This is a genomic window from Stenotrophomonas sp. 364, from assembly GCF_009832905.1.
GTDB classification, from domain to species: domain Bacteria; phylum Pseudomonadota; class Gammaproteobacteria; order Xanthomonadales; family Xanthomonadaceae; genus Stenotrophomonas; species Stenotrophomonas maltophilia_AP.
Map to the genome: position 1 here is coordinate 1,504,650 of NZ_CP047135.1, position 17,320 is coordinate 1,521,969.

Annotated in this window: 13 protein-coding genes; 7 read left to right on the forward strand and 6 right to left on the reverse strand. The window is 68.0% G+C overall.

The features are described from left to right. Positions 1-12: 12 nt before the first annotated feature. On the reverse strand, positions 13-993 hold the full coding sequence (locus GQ674_RS07115; protein ID WP_159496499.1) for a hypothetical protein: 981 nt from the start codon (positions 991-993) through the stop codon (positions 13-15). Next, positions 990-1,508, reverse strand: a complete 519-nt coding sequence (locus tag GQ674_RS07120; protein ID WP_236546279.1) for an RNA polymerase sigma factor — start codon at positions 1,506-1,508, stop codon at positions 990-992. Before GQ674_RS07120 ends, GQ674_RS07115 begins: the two co-directional genes overlap by 4 nt. A gap of 296 nt (positions 1,509-1,804) precedes the next feature. Between GQ674_RS07120 and GQ674_RS07125 the strand changes: the two genes are divergently transcribed. Then, positions 1,805-4,627: an EAL domain-containing protein gene (locus GQ674_RS07125; RefSeq protein WP_159499296.1), complete on the forward strand. Its 2,823-nt coding sequence runs from the start codon at positions 1,805-1,807 to the stop codon at positions 4,625-4,627. 35 nt (positions 4,628-4,662) lie between these two features. Here the strand turns inward: GQ674_RS07125 and GQ674_RS07130 are convergent, their stop codons facing one another. Next, a complete protein-coding gene (locus tag GQ674_RS07130) occupies positions 4,663-5,256 on the reverse strand; it encodes a TIGR00730 family Rossman fold protein (RefSeq protein ID WP_159496501.1) in 594 nt (197 codons plus the stop codon). Between the two features lie 227 nt (positions 5,257-5,483). Continuing rightward, complete coding sequence (locus GQ674_RS07135; RefSeq protein ID WP_159496502.1) at positions 5,484-6,980, reverse strand: aminotransferase class III-fold pyridoxal phosphate-dependent enzyme; 1,497 nt, start codon at positions 6,978-6,980, stop codon at positions 5,484-5,486. A gap of 213 nt (positions 6,981-7,193) precedes the next feature. Here GQ674_RS07135 and queA point away from each other — a divergent pair, with 213 nt between their 5' ends. The 6 genes from queA (at position 7,194) to fabV (ending at position 14,730) form a co-directional block, all read left to right on the forward strand. Further along, on the forward strand, positions 7,194-8,258 hold the full coding sequence (gene queA, locus GQ674_RS07140) for a tRNA preQ1(34) S-adenosylmethionine ribosyltransferase-isomerase QueA (RefSeq protein ID WP_159496503.1): 1,065 nt from the start codon (positions 7,194-7,196) through the stop codon (positions 8,256-8,258). Between the two features lie 249 nt (positions 8,259-8,507). Next, a complete protein-coding gene (tgt, locus tag GQ674_RS07145) occupies positions 8,508-9,638 on the forward strand; it encodes a tRNA guanosine(34) transglycosylase Tgt (RefSeq protein WP_128096752.1) in 1,131 nt (376 codons plus the stop codon). A 151-nt stretch (positions 9,639-9,789) separates the two neighbouring features. Then, positions 9,790-10,137 carry a preprotein translocase subunit YajC gene (yajC, locus tag GQ674_RS07150; RefSeq protein WP_128096753.1) on the forward strand — a complete coding sequence of 116 codons (348 nt, stop codon included), beginning with the start codon at positions 9,790-9,792 and terminating at the stop codon, positions 10,135-10,137. 60 nt (positions 10,138-10,197) lie between these two features. Then, the gene (gene secD / locus GQ674_RS07155; RefSeq protein WP_159496504.1) at positions 10,198-12,051 is read left to right on the forward strand and encodes a protein translocase subunit SecD; all 1,854 of its coding nucleotides are present in this window, start codon (positions 10,198-10,200) and stop codon (positions 12,049-12,051) included. 16 nt (positions 12,052-12,067) lie between these two features. Then, a complete protein-coding gene (gene secF, locus GQ674_RS07160; RefSeq protein ID WP_038688893.1) occupies positions 12,068-13,045 on the forward strand; it encodes a protein translocase subunit SecF in 978 nt (325 codons plus the stop codon). A 428-nt stretch (positions 13,046-13,473) separates the two neighbouring features. Then, positions 13,474-14,730 (forward strand): enoyl-ACP reductase FabV, encoded by a 1,257-nt coding sequence (gene fabV / locus GQ674_RS07165; protein WP_159496505.1) that lies wholly within the window; start codon positions 13,474-13,476, stop codon positions 14,728-14,730. A gap of 84 nt (positions 14,731-14,814) precedes the next feature. On the opposite strand, the gene GQ674_RS07170 is transcribed toward fabV, so the two are convergent. Both GQ674_RS07170 and GQ674_RS07175 read right to left on the reverse strand, forming a co-directional pair. Then, positions 14,815-15,987, reverse strand: a complete 1,173-nt coding sequence (locus tag GQ674_RS07170; RefSeq protein WP_159496506.1) for an MFS transporter — start codon at positions 15,985-15,987, stop codon at positions 14,815-14,817. Next, entirely contained in the window at positions 15,984-17,225 is a 1,242-nt protein-coding gene (locus tag GQ674_RS07175) for an MFS transporter (protein WP_159496507.1), read from the reverse strand. The genes GQ674_RS07170 and GQ674_RS07175 overlap by 4 nt, the downstream gene beginning before the upstream one ends. Between the last annotated feature and the right edge of the window lie 95 nt (positions 17,226-17,320).

The following is a 17,320-nucleotide window of genomic DNA, read 5'->3' on the forward strand; positions in this document are numbered from 1 at the left end:
CGTCACGTGCCCTCAGTTGTCCAGCAGCTGACGTACGTCGCGCGGCACGCGCGCTTCCGGGTACTGCTGCAGGTAACGCTCCAGGCTGGCCCGTGCGGTATCGCGGTCGCCGGCATCGCGACGCTCGCGGATGCGTTTGAGCCACTGCTTGCGCGGCAGCAGGGCATCGGCTGCAACGGCCGCATCGACGGCGCTGGCCGACAACGCGCCGCCCACGGCCGGCGATGCCGCGCGCCGCATCACTCCGGGGGCGCCTTTCATCGTGCGCGCCGCTTCGTTGGCCATCGGTGCCGGTGCGGCGGTGAGCGCCTCGTCGCGCGCCCGCCCGCCGGTCACGGTGACGGTGTCGTTGGGGCGCGCCTCTGCGCTGTCCATCACGTACGCGTCTGCACGCGGGGCAGCGGGGGCCTGCATCGGGGCGGCCGCGGGTGCCGGCGGGGCCGGCGGCATCGGCGGAGTCACTACCGAGGGCGCGGGCTGTGCCGCCATCGGGCGCGGCACGTCGTTGGGTGGTGGAGGCGGCGCGGCGGCGGCCGAGCGTTGTCTGGCCTGCGGCTGGGCCACCGGTGCAGCGGCGGCATCCGCTACCTCAGCGGCGGCCATCGCGGGGGCGGCAACGTCGGCGGCTGGTGCCTGCACGGCATCCTCGGCGGGTGCGGGTGCGACCTCTGCCAGCTCGGGCGGGGTCGGGGCGTCGGGCTTGAGCTGCCAGGCGATGCCGACCGCGAACACCACCGACGCGGCCAAGCCCAGCGCGGCGGGCAGCCGCGACCGCGGCCGGCGCGTGATGGGGGCGGCAGCCTTGGGCGGTGGCGATGCAACGTCCGGGTCGCCTGCAGGGACCGCCGTGGCCACCGGTGCAGGCTGCACGGCCGCCCGTGCGGCCGCCAGCACCGCCTCGTCCAACGCGGCCGACGGTGCGCTGGGCGCGGCACGGCCGAGCAGGCGGGCCAGCGTGCGTTCTTCGGGGGTCAGCGGATCGGAGCGGTTCATTCCGACAGCCCCGCGCGCAGTTTGTCCATCGCATAGCGCAGCCGCGACTTGACCGTCTCGCGGCCAACCCCGGTGATCTGTGCGATCTCTTCCAGGCTCAGTTCCTGCTCCAGCCGCAACTGCAGTACCTCACGCTGTTCATCCGGCAGCTGTTCCATCGCCAGCTGCAGGCGCCGCCGCTCTTCAAACTCGGACAGCTGGCTTTCGGGGGTGCGCGTGTCGCTCATCCGTGCCACCCGCTCGTCGGCGTCGCCGGGCGCTGGCGGACGGTGACGCGCGGCGCGCCAGTGATCGTTGAGCCGATTGTGGGCGATCCGGAACAGCCACGTGGTGAAGGCGGCATCGGGCTGCCAGCCGGCGCGCGCGGCGATCACCCGCTGCCAGACGTCCTGGAACATCTCGTCGGCCAGCGCCGCGTCGCGCAGCTGGCGCAGCAGGAAGCTGTACAGGCGGCTGCGGTGACGCGCATACAGGGTTTCAAACGCGCGCAGCTCCCCGCCGGCCCAGGCCAGCATCAGCGATTCGTCGGTTGGCAGGGCAGCGGCATCCACGGCGCACAGGGTAAGCGCTGGGCGGGATTCCGCATAGCTGGGCGTGGCGGCGATGGCAGGCGACAACAGGGGCGCGGGCACGGGGGACATGGCCTGTTCAACGTCCGAAGGCGCTGAACGGGGTTGTGGGCTTCCATTGCCCCCCGCCCGCCGCGTTATGCTCAGGGCACAGGGGAGGTGCCGGGCATCCGGCGCCAGAAGAGATCAGCATCGTGTCCAGCCAGATAGCGACATCCGTGCGGCATTCCGATCATGACGCAGTGGTTTCCGCTGCGCTTGCGCAGGCGTTGGGCGCGCTGTTGCCCGGCGATGCGCAGGTGGCGCTGGCCTGGTCCGATCCAGGCCTGGGGGAAGGCTGCCAGGCCGATCCTGTCCCCGCTCAGGACCCCGCCGCGCTGCTGGAGGCCCTGCTGGGCGGTGCCACCGGGGCCGAGGCCGCGCTGCGTCGCTGGCAGGACCACGGCAGCGAACTGGCCGTGCAGGCGCTGACCGCCGACGGTGGCGTGCCCGACCAGGCCTGGTGGGACATCGCCCGGCGGGCGTTGCAGGACGCGGTAGCCCTGGCCCGGCAGCGGGCACAGATCCGCTCACTGGAAACGTCCAAACGGCTGCAGCAGGCGCTGTACGAGATTGCCGACCTGGCCGGCGCGGACCTGGAAATGGCCGACATGCTGCGCCACTTCCACCGCGTGCTCAATTCGTTGATGTACGCGCAGAACTGCTACATCGTCGAGTACGACGACGTGCGCCGACGGGTGCGCTTCCTGTACTTCGCCGACCAGCGCGACAGCTTCGTGGCCGACCCCGACCGCAGCTACGAAGAACACGAAATGCCGCGCAGCCTGACGTTCGCGCTGCTGCGCCACGGGCAGCCGCTGAGCGGGCCGTCCAACGAGCTGCTGGCGGCGATGAACGACGAATACGACCCCAGCCGCGGGCCGGAAAGCCTGGACTGGCTCGGCGTTCCGATGCTGCGCGAGGGCCGCGTGTGCGGAGCCATCGTGGTGCAGAGCTACGAGCAGCGGGTGCGCTACAACGAGGCCGATCGCACCCTGCTGGGCTACGTGGCCCAGCACATCCTCACCGCGATGGACCGCCGCCAGGCCCAGGTGCAGCTGGAACGCCAGGTGGAGCGGCGCACGCTGGAACTGCAGCGCGCCAACCGCAGCCTGCAGGACGAGGTAGTAGAACGCCGCCGCGCCGAGAAGCTGCAGCTGGCGTTGTTCAACATCGCTGAAATGGCGATGAGCGCCGAGAGCCTGGCGCAGTTCTACGTGCAGGTGCATGGCGTGGTGGGCACGCTGCTGGATGCACGCAATTTCTACATCGCCCTGGTCAACGAAGGCGGTGACGGGCTGGATTTCGTGTACTCGGTGGATGAGTACAACGCGTCGCGCGCGCCGCGTCCGTTCAGCCAGGGCCTGACCGAGTTCATCGTGCGCAACCGGCAGCCGCTGCTGGCCTCGCGCGAGCACATCGACGCCCTGCGTGACGCCGGGCGGGTACGCGAGTTCGGTGCGCGCTCGCATTGCTGGCTGGGCGTGCCGCTGTTGAGCGACGACGACGTGGTCGGGGTGATCGTGGTGCAGAGCTACTCGCCGGAGGTGAGCTTCACCGCGCACGACCAGCGCCTGCTTACCTTCGTGGCGCAGAACATCGGCAACGGCCTGGCCCGCCAGCGCGACCAGGAGCGCCTGCGCAACGCGCACGCCGAGCTGGAAAAACGCGTGGACGAGCGCACCCGCGAGTTGGCCGAGGTGAACGACAAGCTGCTCGGGCAGATCGGCGAGCGCCTGCGCGCCGAGCAGCGCCTGACCCACCAGGCCATGCACGACGCGCTGACCGGGTTGCCCAACCGGCTGCATCTGCTGGACCGGCTGGAAGATGCCATCGCGCGCGCGCGGGTGCCCGACGGGCCGCGCTTTGCGGTGCTGTTCCTGGACCTGGACCGCTTCAAGCTGGTCAACGACAGCATCGGCCATGCGGCCGGTGACCAGATGCTGGTCGAGGTGGCCAAGCGGATCGTGTCGATGATCGGCCCCGGCGACGTGGTGGCGCGGTTGGGCGGCGATGAGTTCGCCATCGTGCTGCAGTGCGACCACGGCCTGGATTCGGCGCGCGAATTCGCGCAGCGGATGCTGGTGGCGCTGGAAGAGTCGATGTGGGTGAAGGGGCGTGAACTGTTTCCGTCCGGCAGCCTGGGCATCGCGATGTGGAACCCGCGCTACCGCAATGGCGAGGAACTGGTTCGTGATGCCGACGCGGCGATGTACCGGGCCAAGGCTCAGGGCAAGGACCGCTGTGCGGTGTTCGACGAGGCCATGCGCGAAGAAGCCCTGCGCAGCCTGGATCTGGAAGCGGATCTGCGCCGGGCGATCATCAACCGCGACTTCCTGCCGTATTACCAGCCGATCGTGCGGTTGTCCGACGGCGCGGTGGTGGGCTACGAAGCGCTGCTGCGCTGGCGCCACGAACGCCGTGGGCTGCTGCTGCCGAGTGCGTTCCTCGACCTTGGCGAGGAAAGCGGTCTGATCGAGCAGGTGGACTGGCTGCTGTACGAAGACGTGATTGGGCAGCTCGCGAAGGGGGGCGAGGGCTATCTGTCGGTGAACGTGTCGCCGCGGCATTTCCGTTCGGCCGATTTCAGCGCCCGCCTGTTCGGGCTGATCGAGGCGGCTGGGGCCGACCCACACCGGCTGCGCCTGGAGATTACCGAAGTGGCGCTGCTCGACGACGGCCCGCGCACGCTGCGCATCCTGCAGGCGCTGCGTGAGCGCGGCGTGCTGGTGCAGCTGGATGATTTCGGTACGGGCTTCTCGGCGCTGTCCTACCTGCACCGGTTCCCGATTTCGACGTTGAAGATCGACCAGAGTTTCATCGCCGGCCTGCACGGCCAAGACATGCAGAGCACCTACGCGCTGGTGCAGGGCGTGCTGTCGCTGGCCCGCACGCTGGGCATCGAGACGGTGGGGGAGGGCATCGAAAACGATGCCCAGCGCCAGACCCTGCTGCAGCTGGGCTGCGACTACGGCCAGGGCTATCTGCTGGGTCGCCCCGCGCCCATGGACACCTTCGCAGGGTAGTGCCGGCCGCTGGCCGACACCCCCACATCACCGCATCACACCAATGCGGCGCGACGCTTCTCGTCGATCCACTTGGATGCCTGCGCCGGCTCATACGCGCGCATCCAGTCCAGCATGGCGTCGATGTCCGCGCCGTACCAGAGGTCCGCACGCTGTTCCGGGTGCAGGAAGCGCTCTTCGACCATGCGGTCGATCATGCCGATCAGCGGTGCGTAGAAACCGTCGACGTCCAGGAACGCGCACGGCTTGTTGCCGATGCCGAGCTGGCGCCAGGTGAGCATCTCAAAGATCTCTTCCATGGTGCCGAAGCCACCGGGCAGGGCCACGAACGCGTCGGACAGCTCGAACATGCGCGACTTGCGCTCGTGCATCGAGCCGACGATCTCCAGCTCGGTCAGGCCGCGGTGGGCCACTTCCCAGTCGGCCAGCTGCTGCGGGATCACGCCGGTCACTTCGCCGCCGCCGGCCAGCACAGCATTGGCTACGGTGCCCATCAGGCCGACGTTGCCGCCGCCATAGACCAGGCGCAGGCCGTCGCGGGCGATGCGGTCGCCCAGCGCGATGGCGCGTTCGGTGTAGATCGGCTTGCTGCCGGGGTTGGAGCCACAGTAAACGCAAATCGACTTCATTGGATCTTCCTGTGTTCGGAACGGGTGCGGCGGAAACGAAAAAGCCCCGCCGATGACCGATGTTCCGGCCTCGTGACGGGGTTCGTTCCGCGAATGCGGGAGGGGATTATCGCGCGTTCCCGGCGCGGAGGCCAATCGGGGTGTGGGCGACGGGCGCCGGCCAACGGTCGGCTCTACCGGGCGATGGCGGCCGACCGTGCGGGTTCACGCCCGCACGGCCACGGGCCTCACGCCGCCTGCGACTGCTCCCGGCGCGGGCCTTCTTTCAACGCCCGGCCCACCAGCCCCACCAGCAGGTCCAGCTCTTCGCTGTCCATGCCGAAATGCGGGGTGAAGCGCAGCGAGTTCTCGCCGCCGTGGATGACGTTGATGCCGTGGTTGCGCAGCCATTCCTCGGTGGAACCGGCGCCGTAGCACTTGAACTGCGGGGCCAGCTCGCACGAGAACAGCAGGCCGGTGCCCTGCACCTTGGTGATCAGCCCGCCGAGGTCGGCCTTGAGCTGTTCCAGCTTGCGCACCGCCTCCTCACCCCGCACACGGATGTTCTCGCGCACCTGCGGGGTCAGCAGCGACAGGGTGGCACAGGCCACGTCCAGCGCCCGCGGGTTGGAGGTCATGGTGTTGCCGTAAATGCCCTTGCGGTACAACTGCGCGGCATGTTCGGTGACGGCCAGGACCGACAGCGGGAACTGCGCCGCGTTCAGTGCCTTGGAATAGGTTTCCATGTCCGGCGCCTCCAGGCCCTCGAACCCGGGGTAGTCCACCAGCGACAGCACGCCATGCGCACGCAGGCCGGCCTGGATCGAGTCGATCAGCAGCAGGCTGCCGTGCTGGCGGGTCAGCTCGCGGGCCAGCGCATAGAACGACGGCGGCACCGAGCGGCCCGGGTCGCCTTCGCCCATCACCGGCTCCAGGAACACCGCCTCGATGAACCAGTGGTTCTGTTCGGCCTCGGCGAATACGCGCTTGAGCGCTTCCTCGTCGTACGGCGCCAGCGCAATGACGCTGTCTTCGCCGCGGTAGCTGGCCAGGTGCTGGGTGTAGGTCTTGCGGCTGGAATCGGAGTAGAGGCCGGGGCGGTCGGTGCGACCGTGGAAGCTGCCCTTGATCACCACCCGCTTGATCTTCGCGCCGGCATGGCGGGCGCCCGGGTCGGTCTGCAGCTTGGCGTTGACGTCGGCGATGCGCGCGGCCAAGCCGACGGCCTCGGAGCCCGAGTTCAGGCACATGAAGTGGCTGAACGGGCAACCGCCGCGACGGTGGCCGATTTCCTTGCGCAGGGCCTGGATGAAGCGCTGCTGCGACAGGCTGGGGGTCATCACGTTGGCCATCACCTGCGGGGCGGCCATCGCCTCCATCACCGCCTCGGGGGTATGTCCGAAACCGAGCATCCCGTAGCCGCCGGCGTCATACAGCACCGCCCCCTTCAGGGTGACCACCCAGGAACCGCGGGCGGCGAGGGCGACATACGGGGTCACCGCATCGTCGGCATAGAAGTTGACGAAACCGTCCTGCATCGCATCGATCTGGGCGCGTTCGTCGGCGGCCAGCAGCGCGCCCAGGTCGGCGCGCACGCGCTCGAATTCGGCGGCGGCAGCGTCGATCGCGGCAACCAGGTGCGGGTGGCCAGCGGCCAGGCGTTCCAGCGTGGCGTCATCCAGGCCGGCGGTGAGGCGGGTGCCGGGCTGGGCGCGAAGGGGGGCGAGGCGTTCGATGAAGCTCATTGCAGATCTCCTGAAACAATTGGCGGCACGGCGCAAAACGCAAAACGCGCGTCTATTCGCGCGCGCTCGGGGTATTCCTGCTCGTGCATCTGACTTCCAGCCCGATGCTATCACGCGGTTTTTCGCGCGATAACCCCGTCAAAAACTGTTGCATAGCAGCATTTTGCGCGACGTTCGGTAAAAGCTGCGTTGCCACCGAGGGCCAGTCGTACAATGGCCGACATTGCCTACACGTTGCCGTGCGCTGCCTTGAAGAAGTCCGATTTCAACTACGAACTGCCGCCCGAGCTGATTGCCCAGGCGCCCCTGGCCGAACGCTCCGCCAGCCGCCTGATGCTGGTACCGCAGGCGCCGGCCGCCTTCGACCACCGCCATGTGCGCGACCTGCCGGACCTGCTCAACGCGGGCGACCTGCTGGTGTTCAACGACACCCGGGTGATCCCGGCGCGCCTGTTCGGGCAGAAGGCCAGTGGTGGCCGCGTCGAGATCCTGATCGAGCGCCTGCTCGGTGCGCAGCAGGCCCGTGCCCAGGTGGGCGCCAGCAAGTCGCCCAAGCCCGGCAGCCGGATCGCGCTGGACGCGGGCGGTGAGACCGAAGTGCTGGGGCGCGACGGCGAGTTCTATGTGCTGCAGTTCCACGTGCCCGAGGCGCTGGAGCAGTGGCTGCTGCATGCCGGCCGGTTGCCGTTGCCGCCGTACATCCAGCGTGAGCCGGGGCTGGACGACCGCGAGCGCTACCAGACCGTGTTCGCCCGTGAAGTGGGCGCGGTGGCCGCGCCGACTGCCGGCCTGCATTTCGACGAAGCGCTGCTGGCGGCCTTGAGGGACAAGGGGGTCGACTTCGGCCATGTGACCCTGCACGTGGGCGCCGGCACCTTCCAGCCGGTGCGGGTGGATGACCTGACCGACCATGTGATGCACCGCGAATGGTTGAACGTGGGCGCCGAGCTGGTCCAGCAGGTGCGCCGCACACGCGCTGCCGGTGGGCGGGTGATCGGGGTGGGCACCACGGTGGTGCGCGCGCTGGAAAGCGCGATGCGCGACGGCGAACTGCTGCCGTATGCCGGCGAGACCCAGATTTTCATCACCCCGGGTTACCGGATCCGCAGCGTGGACGCGATGGTGACCAATTTCCATCTGCCGGAAAGCACGTTGTTGATGATGATTTCGGCGTTTGCCGGGCAGGCGCGGGTGTTCGAGGCCTACCGGGCCGCCATCGCCGAGAAGTACCGCTTCTTCAGCTATGGCGACGCGATGTTGTTGTTCCCGCAGGCGTGAGCTGAGGGCAGCCGACCGACCGGCAGCCGACCAACGGTCGGCTCTACGTCGGTGGGCGCGCGACCCACCAACGGCCAGGTGCGCGTGCGTGGGCGCGCGACCGACCAACGGCCGGGTCCAGGCAGGACGGGGAGGTACCGGCCGTTGGCCGGTACGGTTGGCGGGTCGATCCGTCCTCGTCGGGTTCCCACCGGCCATGTCGGCCGCTTTTCGGCGATAATCGGCAATTATTTGCCCGAATCCCGCTCCATGTCCCGACTCCAGTTCCAACTCCAGACCACCGACGGCCGTGCCCGCCGGGGCCGCCTGACCTTCCCCCGTGGCACCGTGGAAACCCCGGCCTTCATGCCGGTGGGCACCTATGGCTCGGTCAAGGGCATCCTGCCGGAGCAGATCCGGGCGCTGGGCGCGGAAATCATCCTGGGCAACACCTTCCACCTGTACCTGCGGCCGGGCCTGGACGTCATCGCCGACCACGGCGGCCTGCATGGTTTCGCGCGCTGGGATGGCCCGATCCTGACCGACTCGGGCGGTTTCCAGGTGTTCTCGCTGGCCCATCGCCGCAAGATCACCGAACAGGGCGTCACCTTCTCCTCGCCGAACGACGGCGCACGCGTCTTCCTCGGGCCGGAAGAAAGCATGCGCATCCAGAAGGTGCTCGACTCGGACGTGGTGATGATCTTCGACGAGTGCACCCCGTACCCGGCCACCGAGCCGGTGGCGCGCACCTCGATGGAGCTCAGCCTGCGCTGGGCCCAGCGCAGCCGCAACGCGCATGACGAACTGGGCAACGACGCGGCGCTGTTCGGCATCGTCCAGGGCGGGGTCCACCACGACCTGCGCAGCCGCTCGGCAGAGGGCCTGCAGAAGATCGGCTTCGACGGCTACGCCATCGGCGGTCTGGCCGTGGGCGAGCCCGAGCACGAACGCAATGCCATGCTCGACCATATGCACCCGATCCTGCCGGCCGACCGCCCGCGCTACCTGATGGGGGTGGGCCGCCCGGAGGATCTGGTCGAAGGCGTCGCACGTGGCGTGGACATGTTCGATTGTGTGATGCCCACCCGCAATGCCCGCAACGGCCACTATTTCACCTCGGCCGGCACCATCCGCATCCGCAACGCGCGCTACCAGCGCGACATGGACACCATCGAGCCGGGCTGCGGCTGCCACGCCTGCACCAGTGGCTATACGCGTTCCTATCTGCGCCACCTCGACCGCTGCAACGAAATGCTGGCCCCGATGCTGGGCACCATCCACAACCTGTATTACTACGAGAAACTGATGGCCGACATGCGCGCGGCTATCGAGGCGGGAACCTTTGCCGCCTTCCGTGAGTCCTTCTACGCGGCCCGTGGCATGGCCACGCCGGCGCTGTAAGGGCCCGGCGCAGTTCAAATCGGCGCGCAAACCCTGCCAAACGGCCCAAGGACGAACTCCCGGGGCCATGGCATACTTCGTGGCTGACCCCCGTTTCGCGGCGACTCCCCGGCCCACCTGGGCGGGGCGCCTCCCAACCCAAGGACACAAGATGAACCTGATCGCTTTCCTGATTCCCGCCGCCCACGCCCAAGCTGCCGGCGGCCAGCCGCAGGGCGGCATGGGTCTGACCACGCTGCTGTTCCCGATCATCCTGATCGCGATCATGTACTTCCTGATGATCCGCCCTCAGATGAAGCGCCAGAAGGAACACAAGGCGATGCTGGAGAAGATCAAGCGCGGCGACGAAGTGCTGACCAACGGCGGCATCGCCGGCACGGTCACCGACATCGGCGACAACTTCATCACCCTGGAAGTGGCCGACAACGTGCGCATCCGCGTACAGAAGGGCGCCGTCGGCAACGTGCTGCCCACCGGCACGCTGAAGTCGGCCAACTAAGCCACTCCTTTCCGAAGCACAACCGCGGCGCCGGGATGGGCGCCGCGCGGGACCCAAGCAATGCTCGAATTTCCACGCTGGAAGTATTTCCTCATCCTGATCGTGCTGGCGCTCAGTACCCTGTATGCGCTGCCCAACGTCTATCAGAAGGACCCGGCCGTCCAGATCACCGCCAACCGTGGCGGCCAGATCGACGACGCGCTGCGTGACCAGGTGCTGGCCGACCTCAAGAAGGCCGGTATCGCCACCATCGGCGCGGAAAAGGAAGGCGACAGCCTGATCGTCCGCCTGCCGGACCTGCAGGCGCAGGCCGCCGCCAGCGACATGCTGCGCGACAGCGTGGGTGAGAACTACGTGGTGGCCCTGAACCTGGCCTCGACCGTGCCCGAGTGGCTGGCCAAGCTGGGCGGTCGCCCGATGGTGCTGGGCCTGGATCTGCAGGGCGGTGTGCACTTCGTGCTGCAGGTCGACCAGAAGGCTGCCCTGGACAAGCGCCTGGATGCCTACGCCGAAGACGTGCGGACCAGCCTGCGTGATGCCCGCGTGGCCTACCAGTCGGTGGAGCGCCGCCCGGACAACAGCATCGTGGCCACCATCAGCCCGTCGGCCGGCGAAGAAGCGGTCACCAAGGCGCGTGATGTGATGGCCAAGGCCCAGCCCACCTTGGGCTACAACGTCACTGGCAACCGTATCGCCATCACCGTGCCGGAGACCGAGCTGAGCCAGATCGCCAACGGGGCGATCGAGCAGAACATCAATACGCTGCGTAATCGCGTCAACCAGCTGGGTGTGGCCGAGCCGATCATCCAGCGCCAAGGTGCCGACCGCGTGGTCGTGCAGCTGCCGGGTGTGCAGGACACCGCCGAAGCCAAGCGCATGATCGGTGCCACCGCGACGCTGGAATACCGCGCCGTGGTCGACGGCAACGCGCAGGACGCCATCACCAGTGGCCGCATCCCGCCGGAAGCCAAGGTCTACCAGCGCCGTGACAACGGCGGCCCGGTGCTGCTCAACAAGCGCGTGATCGTCACCGGTGACCAGATGGTCGCCGCGCAGGCCACCACCGACCAGAACGGCTCGGCCGCGGTCAGCGTGACGTTGAACAACGTCGGCGGCCAGCGCATGTTCGACTTCACCAGCGCCAACGTGAACAAGCCGATGGCGGTGGTCTACACCGAGCGCATCCCGACCGTGACCATGGTCGATGGCAAGGAAGTGCGCAGCTTCCGGGTCAAGGAAGAAGTCATCTCGGTGGCCAACATCAACGGCGTGTTCGGCAAGAACTTCCAGACCACCGGTCTGGAGAAGAAGGAAGCCGAGGACCTGGCCAAGCTGCTGAAGTCCGGCTCGCTCGCCGCGCCGATGGACTTCGTGGAAGAGCGCGTGGTCGGCCCGAGCCTGGGTGCCGAGAACGTGCAGAACGGTATTACCGCCGTGGTCTACGCGTTCCTGTTCACCCTGGTGTTCTTCAGCGTGTACTACCGCATGTTCGGCGTGATCACCTCGCTGGCCATGCTGTTCAACCTGCTGATCGTGGTGGCGGTGATGTCGATGTTCGGTGCCACCATGACCCTGCCGGGCTTCGCCGGCCTGGCGTTGTCGGTGGGCCTGTCGGTCGACGCCAACGTGCTGATCAACGAGCGTATCCGTGAAGAGCTGCGGGCCGGCATGCCGGGCAAGACCGCGATCGTGACCGGTTACGACCGTGCCAGCGGCACCATCCTCGACGCCAACCTGACCGGCCTGATCGTCGGCGTGGCCCTGTACGCATTCGGTACCGGTCCGCTGAAGGGCTTCGCGTTGACAATGATCATCGGTATTTTCGCCTCGATGTTCACTGCGATCACCGTATCGCGCGCCCTGGCGACGCTGATCTACGGCCGTCGCAAGAAGCTCCAGAACGTGGCCATCTGACGGGACGACTCGCACAATGAAACTGTTTCCGCTGCATATCCTCCCGAACGACACCAAGATCGACTTCATGCGCTGGCGTCATGCCGCCATGGTGGTCACCCTGCTGCTGTTCATCGGTTCGATCGCATTGATCGCCACCAAGGGCTTCAACTACGCGCTGGATTTCACCGGCGGCACCCTGATCGAGGCCCGCTTCGAGCGCAAGGTGGACGTCGAAGACGTCCGCGCCAAGCTCGAAGCCAACGGCTTCGAAGGGGCCCAGGTGCAGAGCTTCGGTGGCAACACCGACCTGCTGATCCGTCTGGCGCCGCAGGGCGAGCACGCACCGGGCACCGGCAATTCGGCCAGTGACCAGCGCACCGCCGCTGCGGTGGTCAAGGCCATCTCGCTGAGCGACAACCAGGCCACCATCCAGCGCAACGAGTTCGTTGGCCCGCAGGTTGGCAAGGACCTGGCGATGAACGGGCTGTACGCCACGCTGTTCATGCTGGTGGGCTTCCTGATCTACATCGCGTTCCGCTTCGAGTGGAAGTTCGCGATCACCGCCAGCATCGTGGCCCTGTTCGACCTGCTGGTGACGGTGGCCTACATCTCGGCCACCGGCCGCGAGTTCGACCTCACCGTGCTGGCCGGCCTGCTGTCGGTGATGGGGTTTGCCATCAACGACATCATCGTGGTGTTCGACCGCGTCCGCGAAAACTTCCGCAGCCTGCGCGTGGAGCCGCTGGAAGTGCTGAACCGGTCGATCAACCAGACGCTGTCGCGTACGGTGATCACCGCGGTGATGTTCTTCCTGTCGGCGCTGGCGCTGTACATGTACGGCGGCACCTCGATGGAAGGGCTGGCCGAAACCCACATGGTGGGCGCGGTGATCGTGGTGCTGTCCTCGATCCTGGTGGCCGTGCCGATGCTGACCATCGGCGCCCTGCGCGTGACCAAGCAGGACCTGCTGCCCAAGGCCAAGGACATCGAGGCGCTCGAGCGTCGCCCGTAAGCCACCGGCTGCATGAAGTACCTGAAAAGCCGCGCCCTGCGCGGCTTTTCTTTTGCGCGGCGGTAAAGCCCAGCCGGGCAGAGCCCGGCTCTACGGGGCGTAACAGCACGTAGAGCCGGGCTCTGCCCGGCTGCTCTTCTCTCCGCGCGCAGCCCACTGTCGGGCGAGGGACGGGATGGGCGTGGCGGGACCGTTGGGCCGCATGGATGCGGACCACGAGCCCCCAAGGATGGGTTTACGGCGTGTCCCGCCATGCCCATCCCGTCCCTCGCAACACCGGGGCAAGCAACCCGCCATACACCCCCGTCGGTTGTGAAACACCGCCCCGCACACTACGATCCCATGCGTTCCGCGCAGCCGCCCCGGTGGCGCGCACTGCCCCTTTTCATCGCGCAGGCCCGGCCTGCGCCAGTCCAAACGAGGTTTCCATGGTCATCAAACCGCGTGTGCGCGGCTTCATCTGCGTCACCACCCATCCCGTCGGCTGCGATGCGGCCGTCAAGCAGCAGATCGAGTACATCCAGTCCAAGCCGAAGATCGCCAACGGCCCCAAGAAGGTGCTGGTGCTGGGCGCCTCCACCGGATACGGCCTGGCCGCGCGCATCACCGCCGCCTTCGGCAGCGATGCCGCCACGCTGGGCGTGTTCTTCGAGCGCCCGGGCACCGAAACCAAGCCCGGCACCGCCGGCTGGTACAACACCGCCGCCTTCCACAAGTACGCCGAGCAGGCCGGCCTGTACGCCAAGAGCGTCAACGGCGATGCCTTCTCCGATGAAGTGAAGGCCAAGGTCATCGAACTGATCAAGCAGGACCTGGGCCAGGTCGACCAGGTGGTGTACAGCCTGGCCGCGCCGCGCCGCAAGCATCCCAGGACCGGCGAGATCATCAGCTCCACCCTCAAGCCGATCGGCGCGCCGATCACCCTGCGCGGCCTGGACACCGACAAGGAAGTGATCACCCAGACCACCATTGAACCGGCGACCCCGGAAGAAGTGGCCGGCACGGTGGCGGTGATGGGCGGCGAAGACTGGCAGATGTGGATCGACGCGCTGCTGGAGGCGGGCGTGCTGGCCGACGGCGCCACCACCACCGCCTTCACCTATGTGGGCGAAGAGATCACCCAGGCCATCTACTGGAACGGCTCGATCGGCGCGGCCAAGAAGGACCTGGACAACAAGGTGCTGGGCCTGCGCGAGAAGCTGCAGGCGATCGGCGGCGATGCGCGCGTGTCGGTGCTCAAGGCCGTGGTCACCCAGGCCAGCTCGGCCATCCCGACCATGCCGCTGTATCTGTCGCTGCTGTTCAAGGTGATGAAGGCCAAGGGCACGCACGAAGGCTGCATCGAACAGCTCGATACGCTGTACGACATCGTCTACGGCGGCAAGGCCACCGGCACCGCAACCGAGCGCCTGCGCCATGAACTCACCGATGGCGACCGCCAGGTGGAACTGATCGACGACGCCGGCCGCCTGCGCGCGGACTACAAGGAAATGGCGCCGGACGTGCAGGGCGAAGTGGTGGCCCTGTGGCCGCAGGTGACCAACGAGAATCTGTACGAGATCAGCGACCTGGCCGGCTACAAGGCCGACTTCCTGCGCCTGTTCGGGTTCGGCGTGGACGGCGTGGATTACGACGCCGACGTGGCCACCGACGTGCAGATCCCGAACCTGGTCGACATGGCCTGAGCCAAGATGCCCCGCCAGGGGCACGCCTGAGGTGTACTGCAAACGCCGGGATTACCCGGCGTTTGTCGTTCCTGTCTGCGGCGGTTACCCGCGTGCCGTCAGCACCAGGGCCAAGGCCAGCGCGGCGCCGGCACAGCCCGCCGACGACCACAGCATGGCGGTCAGCCCCGGCCCGTCCATCAGCTGGCCGCCGCTCCATGAGCCCAGCGCGATGCCCACGTTGAACACGCCGACATACAGCGCGCTCGCCATTTCAACCGCGTGTGGCGCGGCCCGCATCACCCAGGTCATCAGCGCCACCGACACCCCGCCATAGGCCAGCCCCCAGAGCAGCAGCACGGCGGTACCGGCAGCCGGGCTATCGCCGACGGTAACGAACAGTACCGGCGTGAGCAGCAGGCCCAGCGCAATGGCAGCAACCGTCGGTGCAGTGCGACGGGCGGCCGCGGTGCCCGCGAGGAAATTGCCGCCGATGCCCGCGATGCCGTAGCCGAACAGCACGGCACCCATCCAGCGCGGATCGATGCCGGCCACGCTGACCAGCAGCGGCCGCACGAAGGTGAACGTCATGGAGTGAGCACCGACCAGCAGCAGCGTCAGCAGCAGCCCCGCCTGCAGCGCCCGGTTGCCCAACTGCCCGCGCAACTGGCGCAGCGTGGGCGAAGACGCCACCGGCAGCGCGGGCATTGCCAGAAGATGCAGCGCCAGTACCGCTGCGCTGAACAACGCCATGCCGGCAAAGGCCCAGCGCCAGCCGGCCAGGTCGCCGACCCAGGTGCCCAGCGGTACGCCCAGCACTGACGCCGCCGCGACACCGCCGAAGATGATCGACGTGGCCAGGCCCACGCCCCCGGCCGGCACCAGTCGCGCCGCCAAGCCACCGGCGATGGCCCAGATGCCGCCCATGCAGAACCCCACCAGCACGCGGGCGGCGAGCAGCCAGTAAATGTCCACTGCCAACGCGGAGGCCAGGTTGGCGACCACCAGCAGGCCCAGCAAGCCTGCCAGGATCCAGCGGCGGTCAATGCCACCGGCGCCGATCACCGCGATCGGCGCGAACAACGCGGCCAGCAGCGCCGGTAGCGAGAGCGTTAGACCCACGGTGCCGGTGCGCGTGCCCAACTGTTCGGCGATGCTCGACAGCAGGCCGACCGGCAGCATTTCGGTGGTGACCACCGAGAACGTGGCCAGGCCGGCGGCCACCACCGCCAGCCATGGACGCGGTGCGAAGGAAGGTGCAACGGAAACGCGGGTCATCGGTCGGATCCTGCAGCAAGGGCGGCGGGCGATTCGGCCGCATCGGGTGCGGCGCCCGTCGTGGCGGGCAGACGCTGATGCACCCACAGCGTGGTGATCACCACCAACGCAGCACCGGTCACGGCCACCCCGAATCCCGCGCGTGCACCGGCGATATCCACGATCTGGCCAGCACCGGCCGCACCCATCGCCACGCCCACGTTGAGCCCGGCCAGCAGCCAGGTCATGCCTTCAGTCAGCCGATGCGCAGGCACCAGCCGCTCCACGATCGACATCGCCACGATCATGGTCGGGGCGAAGAACATCCCGGCCACCAGCACGGCCACCGCAAGCGCGGCGGCGCCGTCCACCTGCAGCAGGGGCAGGGTGGACAGCGCGGTTGCCATGCCGCCCAGCAACAGCAGCCGCCGCAGCGGCCACCGCAGCGACACCGCACCGAATACCAGCCCGGCCACGCATGAGCCCAGTGCATAGGCGGACAGCACCACGCTGGCGGCACCAGGCACGCCGCGCTGCGCGGCGAAGGCGACGCTGGTGATGTCCACGGTGCCCACAATCACGCCCATTGCCACCATCAGCAGTGCCAGCAGACGCACGTTCGCCACGCCGATCGCCGATCCTTGGCGGTCGCCCGCATCGATGGGCTGCAGGGGCGGTTCGCTGCTGCGTTGCAGGACCAGCGCGGTGACGCCCAGCGCCAGCAGCGCGGCGGCGGCGAACAGGCCGGCCAGCGGATCGACCATCACCGCCAGCCCCACCGCCAGCGGCGGACCCGCAATGAAGGTCACTTCGTCCAGCACGGTTTCCAGTGCGTAGGCGGTCTGCAGGCGCGGTTGCCCCCGGTACAGCGCGGCCCAGCGCGCACGCACCATCGCCGACATGCTCGGCATGCACCCGGCCAGCACCGCCCCGGCAAACAGCGTCCCTGTCGGCGCCTGCCATGCGGCGGCGGCGAGCAGGAGCGCCATGCCGAACACACTGACCGCCGTCGCGACCGGCAGCACGCGCGATTGCCCATGGCGGTCCACCAGGCATGAGATCTGCGGCGACAGCAGCGCGTAGGTGAGCACGAACGTTGCGGCCACGGCACCGGCCAGGGCGTAGCTGCCGCGCAGCTGCGCGAGCAGCGTGATGATGCCGATGCCGGTCATCGGCAGGGGCAGGCGCGCCAGCAGCCCGGCCAGGGCGAAGCGTCGGTTTTCGGGGGCGGCAAACAGGGTTCGGTACGGGGTGAGCATCAGGTTTCTCCAGACGTCGGCCGTCGGCCCGCACGGGTTGGCGAGCATACATACGGCACGTATGAATAAAATCCTATATACATACGAAGTGAATG

Coding starts and splice junctions, on each gene's coding strand:
- GQ674_RS07115 (WP_159496499.1), bottom strand. CDS start 993: ATGAACCGCTCCGATCCGCTGACCCCCGAAGAACGCACGCTGGCCCGC.
- GQ674_RS07120 (WP_236546279.1), bottom strand. CDS start 1,508: ATGCTGGCCTGGGCCGGCGGGGAGCTGCGCGCGTTTGAAACCCTGTAT.
- GQ674_RS07130 (WP_159496501.1), bottom strand. CDS start 5,256: ATGAAGTCGATTTGCGTTTACTGTGGCTCCAACCCCGGCAGCAAGCCG.
- GQ674_RS07135 (WP_159496502.1), bottom strand. CDS start 6,980: ATGAGCTTCATCGAACGCCTCGCCCCCCTTCGCGCCCAGCCCGGCACC.
- queA (WP_159496503.1), top strand. CDS start 7,194: ATGGCCGACATTGCCTACACGTTGCCGTGCGCTGCCTTGAAGAAGTCC.
- tgt (WP_128096752.1), top strand. CDS start 8,508: ATGTCCCGACTCCAGTTCCAACTCCAGACCACCGACGGCCGTGCCCGC.
- yajC (WP_128096753.1), top strand. CDS start 9,790: ATGAACCTGATCGCTTTCCTGATTCCCGCCGCCCACGCCCAAGCTGCC.
- secD (WP_159496504.1), top strand. CDS start 10,198: ATGCTCGAATTTCCACGCTGGAAGTATTTCCTCATCCTGATCGTGCTG.
- secF (WP_038688893.1), top strand. CDS start 12,068: ATGAAACTGTTTCCGCTGCATATCCTCCCGAACGACACCAAGATCGAC.
- fabV (WP_159496505.1), top strand. CDS start 13,474: ATGGTCATCAAACCGCGTGTGCGCGGCTTCATCTGCGTCACCACCCAT.
- GQ674_RS07170 (WP_159496506.1), bottom strand. CDS start 15,987: ATGACCCGCGTTTCCGTTGCACCTTCCTTCGCACCGCGTCCATGGCTG.
- GQ674_RS07175 (WP_159496507.1), bottom strand. CDS start 17,225: ATGCTCACCCCGTACCGAACCCTGTTTGCCGCCCCCGAAAACCGACGC.